General features: G+C 43.1%; 13 protein-coding genes. 8 read left to right on the plus strand and 5 right to left on the minus strand.

The genetic code is table 11. The features are described from left to right. The first annotated feature begins 11 nt into the window (after positions 1–11). The 4 genes from KA713_08650 to murA are packed head-to-tail and all read left to right on the plus strand — an operon-like array spanning position 12 to position 2636. A complete protein-coding gene (locus tag KA713_08650) occupies positions 12–218 on the plus strand; it encodes a hypothetical protein (GenBank protein UXE68622.1) in 207 nt (68 codons plus the stop codon). Next, positions 205–639: a PIN domain-containing protein gene (locus tag KA713_08655; GenBank protein ID UXE68623.1), complete on the plus strand. Its 435-nt coding sequence runs from the start codon at positions 205–207 to the stop codon at positions 637–639. The genes KA713_08650 and KA713_08655 overlap by 14 nt, the downstream gene beginning before the upstream one ends. Beyond that, a complete protein-coding gene (locus tag KA713_08660) occupies positions 640–1332 on the plus strand; it encodes a DUF4290 domain-containing protein (protein ID UXE68624.1) in 693 nt (230 codons plus the stop codon). It abuts the gene before it with no gap. Continuing rightward, complete coding sequence (murA, locus tag KA713_08665; protein UXE68625.1) at positions 1329–2636, plus strand: UDP-N-acetylglucosamine 1-carboxyvinyltransferase; 1308 nt, start codon at positions 1329–1331, stop codon at positions 2634–2636. The genes KA713_08660 and murA overlap by 4 nt, the downstream gene beginning before the upstream one ends. Positions 2637–2869: 233 nt before the next feature. On the opposite strand, the gene KA713_08670 is transcribed toward murA, so the two are convergent. Beyond that, positions 2870–3613: an NIPSNAP family protein gene (locus tag KA713_08670; GenBank protein UXE68626.1), complete on the minus strand. Its 744-nt coding sequence runs from the start codon at positions 3611–3613 to the stop codon at positions 2870–2872. Between the two features lie 300 nt (positions 3614–3913). Here KA713_08670 and KA713_08675 point away from each other — a divergent pair, with 300 nt between their 5' ends. The 4 genes from KA713_08675 to KA713_08690 all read left to right on the plus strand — a co-directional run bounded on the left by KA713_08675 (position 3914) and on the right by KA713_08690 (position 8626). Next, positions 3914–4300, plus strand: a complete 387-nt coding sequence (locus KA713_08675) for a helix-turn-helix transcriptional regulator (GenBank protein ID UXE68627.1) — start codon at positions 3914–3916, stop codon at positions 4298–4300. A gap of 14 nt (positions 4301–4314) precedes the next feature. Then, positions 4315–5010 (plus strand): YjjG family noncanonical pyrimidine nucleotidase, encoded by a 696-nt coding sequence (locus KA713_08680; protein ID UXE68628.1) that lies wholly within the window; start codon positions 4315–4317, stop codon positions 5008–5010. 142 nt (positions 5011–5152) lie between these two features. Beyond that, positions 5153–6784 carry an L-glutamate gamma-semialdehyde dehydrogenase gene (gene pruA, locus KA713_08685; protein ID UXE68629.1) on the plus strand — a complete coding sequence of 544 codons (1632 nt, stop codon included), beginning with the start codon at positions 5153–5155 and terminating at the stop codon, positions 6782–6784. A 468-nt stretch (positions 6785–7252) separates the two neighbouring features. Then, a complete protein-coding gene (locus tag KA713_08690; protein ID UXE68630.1) occupies positions 7253–8626 on the plus strand; it encodes a sodium-dependent transporter in 1374 nt (457 codons plus the stop codon). A gap of 38 nt (positions 8627–8664) precedes the next feature. Here KA713_08690 and KA713_08695 read toward each other — a convergent pair whose 3' ends face one another. The 4 genes from KA713_08695 to aspS form a co-directional block, all read right to left on the minus strand. Next, entirely contained in the window at positions 8665–10296 is a 1632-nt protein-coding gene (locus KA713_08695) for an alkaline phosphatase family protein (protein UXE68631.1), read from the minus strand. 99 nt (positions 10297–10395) lie between these two features. Continuing rightward, positions 10396–12981: a WG repeat-containing protein gene (locus KA713_08700; protein ID UXE68632.1), complete on the minus strand. Its 2586-nt coding sequence runs from the start codon at positions 12979–12981 to the stop codon at positions 10396–10398. Positions 12982–13061: 80 nt separating this feature from the next. Beyond that, on the minus strand, positions 13062–14081 hold the full coding sequence (locus KA713_08705) for a cyanophycinase (protein UXE68633.1): 1020 nt from the start codon (positions 14079–14081) through the stop codon (positions 13062–13064). After that, positions 14081–15853, minus strand: coding sequence for an aspartate--tRNA ligase (aspS, locus tag KA713_08710; GenBank protein UXE68634.1), 1773 nt, complete (start codon positions 15851–15853; stop codon positions 14081–14083). The genes KA713_08705 and aspS overlap by 1 nt, the downstream gene beginning before the upstream one ends. Positions 15854–15871 lie beyond the last annotated feature (18 nt).

Below are 15871 nucleotides of genomic sequence, written 5' to 3' on the forward strand. Positions count from 1 at the left end.
TTGCATTGCAAATGCGAAACCTTGCCGAGATAATGGATGATATAAATAAACTTTCTGCAAAAGAGAAAGTTTCAATCTATTCCCATCTTGACTCGACCTTAACCAAAAAAGAAAAAGCACTTGCGCTATTTGAAAGACTAGGAAAAAGGAAGCAAGGCACATGGGGTGAGGACGCACAGGAGTACGTAAATCGTTTGCGCGCTGATGATAGATTCTGAATTAATTTTTCTCGACACCGCTCCGATTATTTACATTGTCGAGAATAATCCGAACTACTACTCAAGAACTTCATCCTATTTTACGAAAATGATTCAGAATAACGCAAACTTTGTTACCAGCGTGATTTCAATTGCTGAATTTGGAGTAAAACCTAAGCGGATAAAAAAACTTGAGCTGATAGAGGAAATGGAGGAAATGCTAAAAGTCTTTGAGATACAAACTAAGGAGATCACCCGTTCAATAGCCGAACTCTCATCAACCATAAGAGCTAACTATCCTTTTTTACAAAATTTTGATGCACTTCAACTTGCGACAGCAGTTGAATTCAACTGCACTGTATTTCTTACCAATGACAAAAAACTCAAAAACATTAAGGATTTAAACGTTCAACTTTTAGAAGATTTATCTAACGATTACTAAATGATAGCAGAATACAACACCCAACGTGAAGGCATTATTCTAAAAGAGTACGGCCGCAACGTACAAAAACTCGTCAACTACATCCGCACCATTCCCGATAAGGAGAAGCGCACAAAAATGGCCACCACCTTGATCGAACTGATCAAACAATTGGCGCCCGTGGTAAAAGAAGCCCACGAAAACCCACAACGTATGTGGGACGACCTCTACATCATTGCTGACTTCAACTTAGACATCGATAATCCGTTTACCACACCCGATCGAACCATTCTGTTCAAGAAGCCTCGTAAGATGGAGTATCCACAGAGCGATGTTCGGTTTAAGCATTATGGCAAAAACGTAGAGCGTTTGGTGAAAGAAGCGATTAAAAAAGAAGACCCTCAAGAGCGCGAAGAAGCCACGATCTATTTGGGTAAGTTGATGAAGACTTTTTACAGTAACTGGAACAAAGAAACGCTCGATGATTCGGTGATTGTAAAAGATTTGCAAATCATGTCGCAAGGAAAATTGCAATTGAACTTGGACAAAGTACGTGAAGACAATTTATTTGAGAAATTATACCGCGATCGCAAAGGCCCACGTCCCGGCCCCAATGGCGATGCCCGCGAAAATGGCACACGCGATCGCAACCATCGCAATCAGCGATTCAACAAAAACAGACGCAACAATCCCCACCGCAGAAGAGATTCATGAGCTCGTTTAAAATCAAAGGCGGAATAAAATTAAAAGGAGAGATTATCCCGCAAGGTGCCAAAAACGAAGCCCTTCAAGTTATTTGCACGCCCCTACTCACGGCAGAGCCCGTTACTATTCATAATATTCCAACTATTGTTGATGTCAACAAACTGATTGAATTGGTGGGTGACTTGGGTTGTAAAGTAGAAAACCTAGGAAAGGGTTCGTATCGCTTTACAGCCGCTAACATCAATACCGATTTTCTAAAAACAGACACGTACAGAAAAAAAGCAGCGGCCCTGCGCGGCTCAGTTATGCTGCTCGGCCCCATTTTAGCAAGGTTTGGCGAAGCTAACATTCCAAAACCGGGTGGCGACAAAATCGGAAGAAGGAGATTAGACACGCACTTCATCGGCTTTCAAAATTTGGGCGCAAAATTCAATTACAATCCTGACGAAAATCTATACAACATCGATGCCTCGCACTTGCAAGGCTGCTACATGTTGCTGGATGAAGCTTCTGTAACCGGTACAGCCAACATTGTGATGGCTGCTGTATTGGCGAAAGGGACAACCACCATCTACAATGCTGCATGCGAACCCTATTTGCAACAGCTCTGCTCCATGCTCAACCGCATGGGTGCAAAAATAAGTGGCATCGGCTCAAACTTATTGACGATTGAAGGGGTAGAAAAATTAGGCGGAACAGAGCATACTATATTGCCCGACATGATTGAGATTGGCAGCTTCATTGGCCTCGCTGCCATGACGCAGTCGGAAATCACTATCAAAAATTGCCGAATTGATATGCTGGGGATCATTCCAGAAATATTCAGACGACTTGGAATTAAAATGGAATTCCGTGGGGATGATATTTACATACCCGCACAAGAGCGATACGAGATTGAAACATTTATTGATGGATCTATCCTTACCATCGCAGATGCTCCGTGGCCAGGTTTTACTCCCGATTTATTAAGTATTGTATTGGTGGTAGCAACACAAGCCAAAGGCAATGTGCTCATTCATCAAAAAATGTTTGAGAGCCGTTTGTTTTTTGTTGATAAGCTGATCGACATGGGTGCTCAAATTATATTGTGCGACCCACACCGCGCCAGCATCATGGGTTTAGATCGGAAGCAATCTTTACGCGGAATTAAAATGTCGTCACCTGATATTCGTGCGGGTGTTGCCTTGTTGATTGCTGCGTTATCTGCGTCAGGCGAAAGTGAAATTTCAAATGTAGAGCAAATTGACAGAGGGTATCAGGATATTGAAGGACGGTTGAAAAAATTAGGGGCGCAAATAGAGCGAGTTAGCTAGGCGATTTTAACACTTCTCAACTGATTGGGGCTTTCACAAAGGTGGCTATCGCTCGGGTTTAGGTTTGGCGCCTATCCGGTAGGCAGGTTAGGCTATTCATGGTTTCAGTTCTTCCCTGCAATGTTAGGGGGGGTTACCTCAGGCTTGCCTGCCGAAGCATTAAGATTTTAGTAAACAATGCTTGAATTACAAATTACGTCCACTTCCAAATAACCTATTTTTTGCTTGCAGTCCTACCTCCAAGGTGAAAAATCTGTTGGCACCAAAAACTCCGATTTGATGTCGGATGTGATTGGGCCGTTGGCCAATAGTTCTGATGCATCCTTCGCTTTCTTCCAACCTTCATCGGCCACAAAAGCGGTAAACGATGCTTTGGCCGCTTCCGCGGAAGCATGGCTTAAAAAGTAAGTCAGGTTGTTGTCTTTGCCAACGGGCGTCATATACAACAGGTTGGTCATGCCATATTTTGAAAACAATGCCAACGTGTGATTGCGAAAGCGCGCATTCAACAAGCCGAGGTTGTAGTGCGTGGTGGTGTATATCCTTAACTCGAACACGCGGCCAACTTGGCTGCTAAAATTCGCGGGCGAATAATCCGTCTCTAGAAAAAATGAAGATTCTATTTTGGTTACCAACCCACTTGGCTCCAACGCCAGTTTCGTTTTCTTCCATGCAGGATCTTTTCCCATGTTCTTCCAGGCGGTTTCTCGTGCCTCTACATTCGGGTAAGAAAACAAGCAAACCAACTTGCTCTCTTTGTTATCTGCTGGCACCCAATAGCCCACACTTTTGATGTGGTGCTTTTCTAAAAGTTTCACAATATTTTCCTGGTAGGCCTTTAACAAATCTGGCAACTTGCCCTCGGCCGCCCAGCAAACGCGCATTTCATAATAGGGCGTGTTTACTTTATGCTGTGCTTCCGCAAGTCGAGATGCGAATAGAGATACAAAGAATAAAAAGATCAAGTTCGTTTTCATCAGGTTATAAATTTATGTGAATTAATCTTCATTCCTTTTTTTCGCCTCTATGGCGGTGGCTTACTTAACTCTATCCTTAACTTTATAAAGATAATTTCTCTCTTAGTTATATTTCACCAACGCATCGTGGCCTAAAAGTAACCAGACTTTCTCGTTTTTTGCAAAACATAAATAAAGTCTGAGGCGAGATTCTTGGGACAATGATAGCTCTCCTTCATTTTAGAAGTACCATACAAGTCATTTAAAAAATCTTACCAGCACCATCTTTGGTGTCATTCAATACCGTATTTTTGAATCCTTATGAGGCTCAAACATTTCAATGTTGATTTAGGCGCACAGATTTTTTTGGCTGGCTCTGATACTTCGCGCTTGCGCATCCTCAACTTGATTATCAACAATGGTGAAATGTGCATCACCGACTTAGAACGAATTTTGGAGTTTACCCAAACCAAAACAAGTCGTCATCTACTCTACTTGAAAAATTCGGGCATCCTCACCGCGCGTAAAATCAACCAGTGGGCGTTTTACCAAATCAAAGACGAGGTGTTTGATATTGTAAAGCAACTCTTGCAATGGGTGAGTCGTGACCCCATTATGCAGCAAGACCAACAGATTTTTAAAAACATGTACAGCAACCGAGAGCTTTCCCTCAACAAATTAAATATCAAACCGCTTAGTATCTCGTAACATTATATTTCTAAATGCCCAACAAATACAAAGCCATCTTCTTCGATCTCGATCACACACTTTGGGATTTTGAAACCAATTCGGCTGAGGCTTTGCGAGAATTGCACCACGCGTATGAGCTTCGTCACAAAGGAGTTTCAATTGAAGATTTTTTGATCACTTTTAAGCGCATCAACACCGAGTTGTGGCATTTGTACGATACTGGTCAGATTCCGCAAGAGACCATTCGCACGCAGCGCTTCCACCGAATTTTGTTGGAACATAATGTGGATGAATATGAAATGTCGTTACAATTTTCAAAAGACTATGTGAGCGTATCGCCTAAAAAGAAGAACCTATTGCCACATGCCAAAGAGATTTTGGAATATCTTCATCCCCATTATCCAATGCATATCATTACAAATGGTTTCAGCGAGATACAGGCAATTAAAATGACAAGCTCGGGCATCCTGCATTATTTCACCAGCGTGGTTACTTCCGAAAAGGCCGGACATAAGAAGCCTGCAAAAGAAATCTTTGAATTTGCCTTAACAGAAAACGGTTTGCAGCCGCACGAGGTAGTCATGATTGGCGATAATTTGATAACGGATATCGGTGGTGCCAAAAATGCGGGATTAGATACAGTGTTTTATAATCCCCTCAAAATCAAACACGAAGCTACTGTTGATTTTGAAATTGAAGGACTGATTGAGCTAAGGAATATATTATAAATTAGACCCCTTTTGTAGCCACGTATTTAGAGACGCTGAACTCCATTAAAATCATTTCAATTTCACTAACTTCGCCCCTCGTTATAATCACAAATCACAAATCACAAATCACAAATCTTAATCTATAATCTAATATCTCTATATGTCTACTGGATTTTTCAACTTGCCCATTCCAAAAAACGAACCTGTATTATCGTATGCACCCGGCACCAAAGAACGAGCTGCATTAAAAAAAGCCCTGGCCGATGCGCGCGCCCAAGTGCTGGACATACCGATGTACATTGGCACTAGCGAAGTAAGAAATGGGAATAAAAAACCGCTGACTCCCCCACACGATCATCAACACGTTTTGGGTTACTATTACGAAGGCGACAAGCAGCATGTGGCACAAGCGATTGATGCTGCCATGGCCGCCAAAGAACTGTGGGCGAACCTGAGTTGGGAAAACCGGGCCAGCATTTTTTTGAAAGCCGCTGATTTGCTGGCAGGGCCATACCGTTACATCATGAATGCCGCCACCATGTTGGGGCAATCGAAAAATGCTTTCCAAGCAGAGATTGATTCAGCATGCGAGCTCATCGATTTCTTGCGCTACAATGTTCACTTCATGGGCGAAATCTACCGTGATCAACCTGAATCATCTCCGGGTGTGTGGAACCGGTTGGAGTACCGACCGCTGGAAGGATTTGTATTTGCATTGACACCTTTCAACTTTACGGCCATTGCTGGAAATCTTCCTACCAGTGCCGCGCTGATGGGCAATACGGTAGTTTGGAAACCCGCCAACTCTCAGATTTATGCTGCCAACGTGATCATGCAAATTTTAAAAGAAGCAGGATTGCCAGATGGTGTGATCAATTTGATTTATGTAACGGGCCCTGATGCTGGCGATGTGATTTTCTCGCACAAAGATTTTGGTGGCATTCACTTTACGGGAAGCACCGGTGTGTTTCAAAACATTTGGAAAACCATTGGTCAAAATATCCATCTCTACAAATCGTACCCACGCATTGTAGGCGAAACGGGCGGTAAAGATTTCATTATGGTGCACAAGAGTGCCGATGCCAAGCAGGTGGCTACAGCCATTGCGCGCGGTGCGTTCGAGTACCAAGGGCAAAAATGTTCGGCTGCTTCGCGATGCTACATCCCTTCTAACCTGTGGGAGGATGTGAAAAAATATTTGTTGGCCGATTTGGCCTCCATGAAAATGGGCGGCACGGAAGATTTTGGAAACTTCATCAATGCCGTGATTGACGAGAAAGCATTTAATTCCATCACTGGCTACATTGAAAAAGCGAGGCAAAACCCAATGAACGAAATTATTTCGGGTGGCAAGTACGACAAATCAAAAGGCTATTTTATTGAGCCAACGGTGGTGCTGACCAAAGACGCTTCGTCATTGACCATGTGCGAAGAAATATTTGGCCCTGTTGTAACCATTTATGTTTATCACGAAGAGAATTTTGAACAAACCTTGGAGCTTGTAGACAGAACATCGCCTTATGCGTTGACCGGGTCGATTCTAGCAAAAGATCGCTACGCGGTAGAAATGGCGACTAAAAAATTGGTTAACTCGGCCGGCAATTTCTATATCAACGATAAACCAACCGGTGCGGTAGTTGGGCAGCAACCTTTTGGTGGCGCAAGGGGAAGCGGCACCAACGACAAGGCCGGGGCAAAAGTAAATTTGCTGCGATGGGTATCCATGCGCACCATTAAAGAAACATTTGTGACGCCTACGGATTATAAATATCCTTTTTTGGAAAAGGAATAATTCAGTCAGCGAAACCTCTTTTAGAGGGTTTGGCATTACACCGCATTATCGTTTTTATTTACCTGAAAGGGAAGCCCTGCAAGGTGTTTACATCGCGCCTTTTCTTCGCTATCAAGATTTGAGCCTAGTTATTCTAACGGAACGCCTAAAGTTACTTCAGGAGCTGGTTCATTCACTACCAATGCTTTTGAAGGATTTGGCGTAAGAGCAGGCGTATGCTTTGGTTTCGCCTTCTAAAGGCTTATGATTGATTTTAAAAATAGGCCTTTTCGGTCTGTTTTTTTTGCTTCATAGAATTAAATCAGGTTTCACCCTCCTATCAAAGTAGTTTGCGGCAAGTGTTGGTGGGTGTTAAAACAATTTCGGGATAGAGCTAAAGCCCATTACGTGTGACCTACTACCGCTCGCCCATCGTGCGTTTGCTACTTCCCACAATTCTTATAATCTTCACGCAGAATCTAAATCTTTATGGCAGAAAATCGTGGACAATGGGGCTCAAAGTTTGGTTTTATCATGGCTGCGGCTGGCTCGGCCGTGGGCTTGGGCAATGTGTGGAGGTTTCCGTACCTCACAGGTGAAAACGGAGGGGCAGCCTTTGTGCTAGTGTACATCATTTGTGTGGTGCTGGTGGCGGTGCCCATGCTCATCAACGAAATTGCGCTCGGCCGACTGACAGGCAAAAATCCCGTGGGCGCCATTCAAACTTTGGGTGGAAATAAATTATGGATTTCGTTAGTGGGTGTATTGCCACTGATCGTAACATTTATCGTACTCAGTTATTACAGCACCATTGCCGGCTGGACGGTGGGCTACATTTTTACTTCGCTCTTTTCGATCAATATGCCGTTCACTAAATTTATTGCCACTCCAGAATATGTGATTCCACTAGGTGCGTTTGTAATTTTGGTTACGGCTTGGATTGTGTTAGGTGGGGTATCGGGCGGCATTGAAAAAGCGACCAAGATTTTGATGCCCATGCTTTTTGTTTTGTTGATCGTGGTGATTTTTAGAAGTGTAACCTTGCCGGGGGCAGGCAAAGGTATTGAGTATTACCTCGTGCCTGATTTTTCTAAAATCAATGGGCACGTGGTATTGGCAGCACTCACTCAAGCATTTTTCTCGTTAGGTGTGGGTTGGGGCATGATGATTACCTACGGCTCTTACTTGCCGAAAACACAAAACATTGTTTCATCTAGTTTGTGGGTGGGCGCAATGGATACTTCGGTAGCATTGCTCGCGGGCTTCATGGTTTTCCCTGCAGTGTTTGCGTTTAATCAATCGCCCACCGAAGGCCCCACATTGGTGTTCAATGTGCTCGCCAATATTTTTCAGCAGATGCCATTGGGCAACATTGCTGGTGCACTGTTCTTTTTGCTCTTGTTTTTTGCGGCCATCACGTCTACCATTTCAATGTTGGAAGCTCCATCGGCCTATTTTATGGATCAAAAGAAATGGAATAGAAAGAAAGCTGCTTGGACGGTAGCCATCGCAGCGTTTTTGTTCGGCATTCCTTCCGCACTGTCCACCGGAGCAATAGAAAGTTTATCAATCATGAAAGTGGATTTTTTAGGGGTTATCAAAACAGGCTTCATGGATGTGTTTGATTATCTCTTCGGGAGTTTGTTAATGATGCTCGTGGTGCTATCTACTTGTTTGTTCACTGGTTGGTTTATGAAAACAGAAAAATTGGTGGATGAAATTGAGCAAGGCATGCCATCCTTTAAAACAGGTAGTGTGTTGGGCATTGCTCCCTATAAAATCTGGCTCTTCATGGTTCGCTTTATCTGCCCAATCATTATTGGGATGGTGATCTTGAATATGTTTGGGGTGTTTGGGAATTAGAAGTTCGAAATTCGAAGTGAGACGTTCGAAGTTTAAGGTTAATCCAAAATCTCGGTAATCGGTTGCCCTGTACAGCCACTGGGGAATTTGATTTTCAACATTACCGAAAGCGTGGGGGCAATATCGGTAATGGTATGATAGGCAGAAGATTTTCCTTTTTTGATCCCTTTTCCGAAAAACAAAATCGGGACATGTGTATCGTACGAATAGGCTGAACCATGTGTGGTGCCTGTAGGATACGATGACGGAATCCACGAAGGCTCTAATTGAACCAACACATCTCCACTTCGCTTAAAATTGTAACCACGCACCATCATTCCTTTTACACCCGTCTCGTTGTAAATGCCTTGTTTGATGATTGACTTTGGGTACACTTGTGCGATGCCTTCCACGGATTGAAGAAAATTCACCGTCATTTCGGTGGCAATCAATAATTCAATGCCTGCACTTTTTGGGTCACCCGAAAACACATCATGATTGAAGTACACTTGCTCGTTGGTAATTTTATCAATCACCTTCTTGCCAGGAAATTGCTTTTGCAAATGTTCGGTCAACCCGGCCTCTACATTGCTCCACGAAAAATTACCTGCAGGCACTTTGTTGTCTTTCAGAAACTGAGGTACTTCTGCCACCGCATGATCGGCTGTTAAAAACACCACATAGTTGCTCTCACCAACTTCTTTATCCAATCGTTTCAATAAATCTTCCAGGTTTTTATCCAATCGCAAGTAGGTATCTTCCAGCTCTACAGAATTAGGCCCCATGGAGTGCCCCACATAATCAGGAGTCGAAAATGAGATAGCCAAGAAATCGGTAACATCATCTTTGCCCATCTGTTCGCCCATCAGTGCTGATTTTGCAAACTCAGTCAATAGGTCATCGCCAAAAGCAGTAACGCTAAGCAGATCGTAACCTCCGTTTTCTTTTTTAAGCTCTTTTAAGTGGTATGGAAAAACGGGTTTATCTTTGCCCTTAAACTTTCGTTCATAAGGTGAATCATCTGGGTTTGAATACTTTTCGATGGGTAACAAGGTTCTCCATTCTTGATTCAAATAATTATCTGCGAGTTTTAAATTATTAAAGTTGTCCACCCATTCTGGTAGGGTGTTCTTGTAATAGGTGCTGGTAATAAATTTTCCTGATTTGCTATCTAGCCAATACGCACCATCGGGCAAGTGGCCAGCAGGCAGCACCGCTCCACGGTCTTTGATCGAAAGTCCTACTACCTTCCCTTTTTTTTGCGTGCTGATTTTTAATTCATCGGTAATGGTAGAAGAAAGCAATCGCCACGGAGATACGTCTCCATTTCCTTCGGGGTTTCCCACCGGCTTGTAGCGGTCATCGTTAACACAGTTTACTTCTTTCTCTAAATTTTTGTCCCACCAATCATTGCCAATAATTCCATGCGTGGCAGGAGTTGTTCCTGAATAAATGGAAGCATGCCCGGGCCCGGTGTAGGTAGGCACGTAGTTGTAATGGGCATTGGTGAGAATAAATCCATTTCCCATCAATCGCTTAAAGCCACCCTCGCCAAACTTCGATTCGAAGCGATACAGATATTCTTGCCGCATTTGGTCAACCACAATGCCTACCACTAGTTTAGGCTGGGTGTTTTGAGCATAACTAAAATTCAAACAAAGCAATAGCAATGGAAACAGGTGTTTTTTCATAACTTAAATTGAATCGAAAAATAGCTAAAAAACAGATGGGGTTATGTTACTATTTTGTGAAGACCGCTCAGGATTATTATCCGTGTAATGGTCGTTAACCTACTGCTCACATGCTACCTGCTCAAACTCCTCGTCTTCATATACCTGCTTCCGCAAAAACTTTCCGTTTTGGTTATAGTAAATCACCACATGCACGCCTGCTTCTTCCACTTCTTTATCCGTAAAGTATAGAGGCACTTCATTACTTCCTACATTCAAAATCATTGAAAAAGTAGGTGGAATAATTACTCCTTTGGACGAACTAATTACTCCAAAGAAATTCTCCCGTTGAATACGATACAATTTTTCCGTCTCACCATCCAGCCATGTATCGAACCGTTTGATTCGATCGATAATCACTTTGCTCGTCACATAATCGAACAACGTCCAGCTAAAATTTTTCTTGACCCAAATCGTGTTTTCTTTCCAAGGCAAAATTTCGTCATACTCAAATTCGGTCACGGATTTGCCACTCCAATCCATCAATCCGTAAAAACCATCTTTAAAGACAATCAAAGTGCTTTTGTTTAAGATCGACAAACCTTTGGTGGATACTGGTTTAATTACTTGTCCGTTTTGCACATCCACCAATCCAAATTTCTTGTCTTTAAAGGTTGACCAATAGTGTGTTTGATTGAGTGCTACTGCTTCATATTCAACCAGTAATATAATTTTACCTGCCCGATTGATAATTCCTTTTTTTGATTTGCGCACAATCATAAACAAATCTCGGTTCAATGATTCGATGCCATCGCATTCAATGAGAAACAATTTTTTGCCATTCACCACTTCATAAACGGTTTTCTTTTGCTTGGCATCGGTAACAAAAAAAGCATGTACCGAATCGCGTGAAGGAATAATCGTGATTTTATTCTCACCAAAAAAAGAAAGCTCATTCGATGAGTTAAAGTAAACCGTGCTGGAATCTCCTCGCTTCGCAAACAACAACCCCGCAGCAAACCAACTGCTGTCATGCAAGGGCAAAAAACGCTTGGCGCGAGTATCCCATATTCGTTGGTTTGGATGGCTGTTCAACAAAAGCCATTGACGATTGAAACTGTAGTTTTTAAATTTTTGATTTGCTAATTGGAGGTCGACAGCATCCAACAGAAATTCGTTATTGATTTTGCGCACTAATCCAAATGATTCGAGCAGAAGAGTTTGTCGGCTGAGCGGAACGATGAATTGCTGTTGTGAATCGATCAAACCTTCCAGCGAACCGTTTCGTACCAGTAAACGTTCTTTGCCTACGGCCCGTACTTCGTCAAACACTTGTTGCTGCTCAAGCGCCTCACCCTTCACAATTTTTTCTAAAGCCGAAAGACTATACACTGTTTTTTTTTCCAAACGGGTCAACACCAGTACGTTTTCCAACCATTCAGCATCGTCCCACGTTTCAGACAGTAATTGCTTACCGTGTAGGGTGTAAATGACTCCGCCCAATTTCTTCACGACAAACAAAAATCGATTGCCAATCAGTTGAATGTCATTGAAACAATCTGAAATTACTTTTTCTCCGCTGGCATGTACCAACTTCAGGCAAGTGGAGTCGCCCACTTTCCAAAAGCCTAACCCCAGTGCTTGACGGATCGGTGTGAAATCAAAAATCTTTTTTCCGTTGCGCCCAAACAATCCTTCGCTGGTGCTTAACATGTCTGATTCCACCAAACCGCATTTGTATGTCGCTTCGACATCAGTAAATTGAGGAGGTATTACTTCTTCACCTGACGAATTGATAAATGCGTATTTTCCCTTCGCCAATACAGGCACCCAATAATCGTCATTTAACTTATGAACAGCCGCCAGCGAATCGGTCATCAACTTTTGTGGAAAAGGTTTTTCTATTTCTTGATAGAGATAATACAATCGGTCGATTGCTTTTTTCCGATAAGCGCTAGTGGGAAATCGTTGCAAAAAATTGAAGTAACTCGCAGTATCGCCCAATGCAGTGGATCGCTCATAAATTACAGCCTCCGCCATTTTTCGGAAAGGGCTGTTAGGATAGGCTTCGATAAATGAAATGTAACTGTTGAGTTTATCATCGCGTGTTTTGGCTTCAAATAACAATTTCTCATACCGATAGGTTGCCTCTGAAATCCGGTGCGATTGAGGGTAGCTCTGAATGTATTGTTGAAAACTTTGATATGAGTTTATCTTAAGGGCATCCAGAAATGCAACCTCATTGCGCAACTCAATAGCCATGCCCACTTCTTTGGCTGAAGGGTATTGATTGATAAAGTGATTGTATGCAACTTCAGAATTAATTTGCTTTGCGTTTACAAAAGCGAGGCTATCAATGCTACTTTCAAGCCGAGATAATATATTCTCGTCAATGCCCCACCGGTTGGCACGTTCGCGAAGCTTTATTGGCAATTGCTGGTAATAGGTTTTTGATTTATCTAAATAGTGTTTTGCAGAATCAATTTGATAGCCTGGGTTAACGGCCGATACATACCACTTCGTTATCAACAAATTCAACTGAAGGTTAGCTGAATCACGATGAAGTGCTTTTTGAAGAAGCTGCTTAGATGCCGACCAATTGGCCTTTTCAATTTTTGATTCAATTTGTCGCACCGATTGTGCCCAAGAGTTGAAATGGAGTACCCCTATAAGCCAACTGAGAACAATGATTTTACTGCCTCTCATTTATCTGATTATCAAATGTCCACACTCTTCAAAAGTTGATAAGAAAGTTCAACTAAAAAAAACTGAAGGAGTGTATTTCGTTAGTTGGACTTTAAAACACCATCCACCACACTCCAAAATTGAGTTGGCAGGCTGGGTGGATTTTCTTGCAGGTGTAAGCCATCAGTACCCTTGCCACTTCCAGCTCGGATAAAACATTTGATGGCTTTTCCACTGTTGTCCCATTTTAATTTCTTCTGAGGCTCGCATTGATCAGGCAACTGATCGGCAAACAAAAAATAAGCATTTCCGGTACCAAACACAGTAGAAGCACCCGTTTCTTCAATGGCAACTGCTGTTTTTTCGTCCACGCCAATTCCCATTCCTGCACGCACATCAAAGTCTTTCATCATTCTGGCCATGAATACAACATGCCGTCCTTGACGGTCTCGTTGAGCATAGTGTTGATCGGCAATGGCGTTCTGAAGAAAAGGGACTTGTATAAAATTTTTGGTGACGCTCACTTGTGGATCAAAGGGGTTTGCAAGTGCCGCCTCGGTAGTTACTGATCCATTTTTTGCATCAAAAATATACCCGCTCAAAATGGCGCAGCCTGCACTGGTTCCACCAATGGGTACTTTTTTTACATCAATCAAATATTGAATGGCTTTGGATGTTTCGCTATCTTTCCAAAACTGAACATAATTACTCTGATCGCCCCCGGCAATAAAAAGTGCCTCCGCATTCATAATTGTATTTCGGGTAGACTCTAGGTTTGCCTTTTCCTTGGAGTCAATGAGCAGTGTCTCAACTGAATTTAATTTCCCTAAGCCTTTGATGTAGTCATTGTAGCCGGTAGAGCCGGTGGCTCGAATGACCACAAAATCCCCGCCTCCGCTTTTGCGGATCATCCATTGGATTGCTTCATCTACATCGGTGCTACCACCCATCAAAACAGTACCTGCGGAGGTCGCTGTCTGAATATCCAATGATGCCCCTACTCGACCGATGCTTGCCTGAATGAGTGGAGAATTGGTGGGTTGAGCACAACATTCCTTGTTTTCTTTACAAGAGGTGGCCATTAAAATGACCATCGAAAACAAAAATAAGATACTCTTCATCAGTCTATTTTTACGATAATGTTGAGCTCTTTTAGCTGTTCATTCGATAGAGTGGCGGGTGTATCAATCATCATATCCCGACCCGAATTATTTTTAGGGAAGGCAATGAAATCGCGGATGGAGTCTGCTCCACCAAACAAAGAACACAACCGATCGAACCCAAACGCGATGCCACCGTGCGGAGGGGCACCAAAATCAAACGCATCCATCAAAAATCCAAATTGCTTTTTAGCTTCTTCTTCGCTAAAGCCGAGTTTGCTGAACATCAATTGCTGCGTGGCACGATCATGAATACGAATAGATCCACCGCCAATTTCTGTTCCGTTCAACACCATGTCGTACGCATTGGCACGCACCTTACCGGGGTCGCTATCCAACAAGTTCATGTCTTCTGGTTTGGGTGAGGTAAACGGATGGTGCATGGCGTGCCAGCGGCCTGCCTGTCCGGTAGGCAGGTTGGTTTCCTCATTCCATTCCAACAATGGAAAATCAACTACCCACAGTGGAGCAAATTTATTTTTATCGCGCAAGCCCAATTGATTGGCCACATGCAAGCGAAGTTCACCCAAGGCTTTCAAGGTTCTTTCTTTTTCTCCTGCCAGTATCAAAATTAAATCGCCTGCATCTGCATTGAATTTTTGTGCAAAGCGACTGAGCTCCATCTCATCAAAAAATTTATCGACCGATGATTTGAAGGTGCCGTTTGCTTCGCAACGCAGGTACACCAAACCTTTCGCACCGATTTGTGGCTTCTTTACAAAATCAGTAAGCTCATCAATTTGTTTGCGCGTATAACTTGCGCAACCTTTTGCACAAATTCCACCTACCAACTGTGCCTCTTCAAAAACCGTAAAGCCTTTTCCTTTTGCCACTTCTTGCAAGTCTACAATCTTCATATCAAAGCGTGTGTCGGGCTTATCAGAGCCATAGTGTGCCATGGCATCGGCATAACTCATGTGTGGCACCGAAGGCATGTCAATTCCTTTTACCGTTTTGAACAAGTGGCGCACCAAGCCTTCAAAGGTTTTTAAAATATCTTCTTGCGTAATGAAGGCCATCTCGCAGTCAATCTGTGTAAACTCGGGCTGACGATCGGCACGCAAGTCTTCATCGCGAAAGCATTTTACAATTTGATAATAGCGGTCGAAGCCACTCACCATCAGCAATTGTTTGAACGTTTGTGGCGATTGCGGCAGCGCATAAAATTCTCCGGGGTTCATGCGCGAAGGAACCACAAAATCGCGCGCGCCTTCGGGTGTTGACTTAATCAAGACCGGGGTTTCCACTTCAATGAAATTCAAGCTATCTAAATAGACGCGCGTTTGTTGCGCCATCTTGTGGCGAAGTTGCAGGCTTTCCCGCACGGGGGCTCTGCGCAAATCCAAGTAGCGGTACTTCATCCGTAAATCATCTCCCCCATCCGTTTGGTCTTCAATGGTGAACGGAGGTGTTTTAGAGCTATTCAATACGTCAATAGAAGTAACTTTTATTTCAATTTCACCTGTGGCCATTTTATCATTTTTCGACATCCTTTCAGCCACTGTGCCTTGTACCTTTACCACAAACTCGCGACCCAAACCACGCGCTGCTTTTAGCAAAGCCGCCTCTGATTTTCCTTCTTCCAAAAAAAGCTGGGTGATCCCATAGCGATCGCGCAAATCAATCCACAATAAACTGCCCTTATCACGCAGGCGCTGCACCCATCCCGTAAGGGTAACTTGTTTGTTTACATCCGTTATTCGCAATTCACCGCAGGTATGAGTTCGAAGCATAGAAAATAGTTAAATTTG

It is taken from the genome of Chryseotalea sp. WA131a (genome assembly GCA_025370075.1).
GTDB lineage: Bacteria > Bacteroidota > Bacteroidia > Cytophagales > Cyclobacteriaceae > ELB16-189.

Bases quoted from the DNA above. Each gene is read 5' to 3' on its own strand.
- KA713_08650 (UXE68622.1), top strand. From the start codon at position 12: ATGCGAAACCTTGCCGAGATAATGGATGATATAAATAAACTTTCTGCA.
- KA713_08655 (UXE68623.1), top strand. From the start codon at position 205: ATGATAGATTCTGAATTAATTTTTCTCGACACCGCTCCGATTATTTAC.
- KA713_08660 (UXE68624.1), top strand. From the start codon at position 640: ATGATAGCAGAATACAACACCCAACGTGAAGGCATTATTCTAAAAGAG.
- murA (UXE68625.1), top strand. From the start codon at position 1,329: ATGAGCTCGTTTAAAATCAAAGGCGGAATAAAATTAAAAGGAGAGATT.
- KA713_08670 (UXE68626.1), bottom strand. From the start codon at position 3,613: ATGAAAACGAACTTGATCTTTTTATTCTTTGTATCTCTATTCGCATCT.
- KA713_08675 (UXE68627.1), top strand. From the start codon at position 3,914: ATGAGGCTCAAACATTTCAATGTTGATTTAGGCGCACAGATTTTTTTG.
- KA713_08680 (UXE68628.1), top strand. From the start codon at position 4,315: ATGCCCAACAAATACAAAGCCATCTTCTTCGATCTCGATCACACACTT.
- pruA (UXE68629.1), top strand. From the start codon at position 5,153: ATGTCTACTGGATTTTTCAACTTGCCCATTCCAAAAAACGAACCTGTA.
- KA713_08690 (UXE68630.1), top strand. From the start codon at position 7,253: ATGGCAGAAAATCGTGGACAATGGGGCTCAAAGTTTGGTTTTATCATG.
- KA713_08695 (UXE68631.1), bottom strand. From the start codon at position 10,296: ATGAAAAAACACCTGTTTCCATTGCTATTGCTTTGTTTGAATTTTAGT.
- KA713_08700 (UXE68632.1), bottom strand. From the start codon at position 12,981: ATGAGAGGCAGTAAAATCATTGTTCTCAGTTGGCTTATAGGGGTACTC.
- KA713_08705 (UXE68633.1), bottom strand. From the start codon at position 14,081: ATGAAGAGTATCTTATTTTTGTTTTCGATGGTCATTTTAATGGCCACC.
- aspS (UXE68634.1), bottom strand. From the start codon at position 15,853: ATGCTTCGAACTCATACCTGCGGTGAATTGCGAATAACGGATGTAAAC.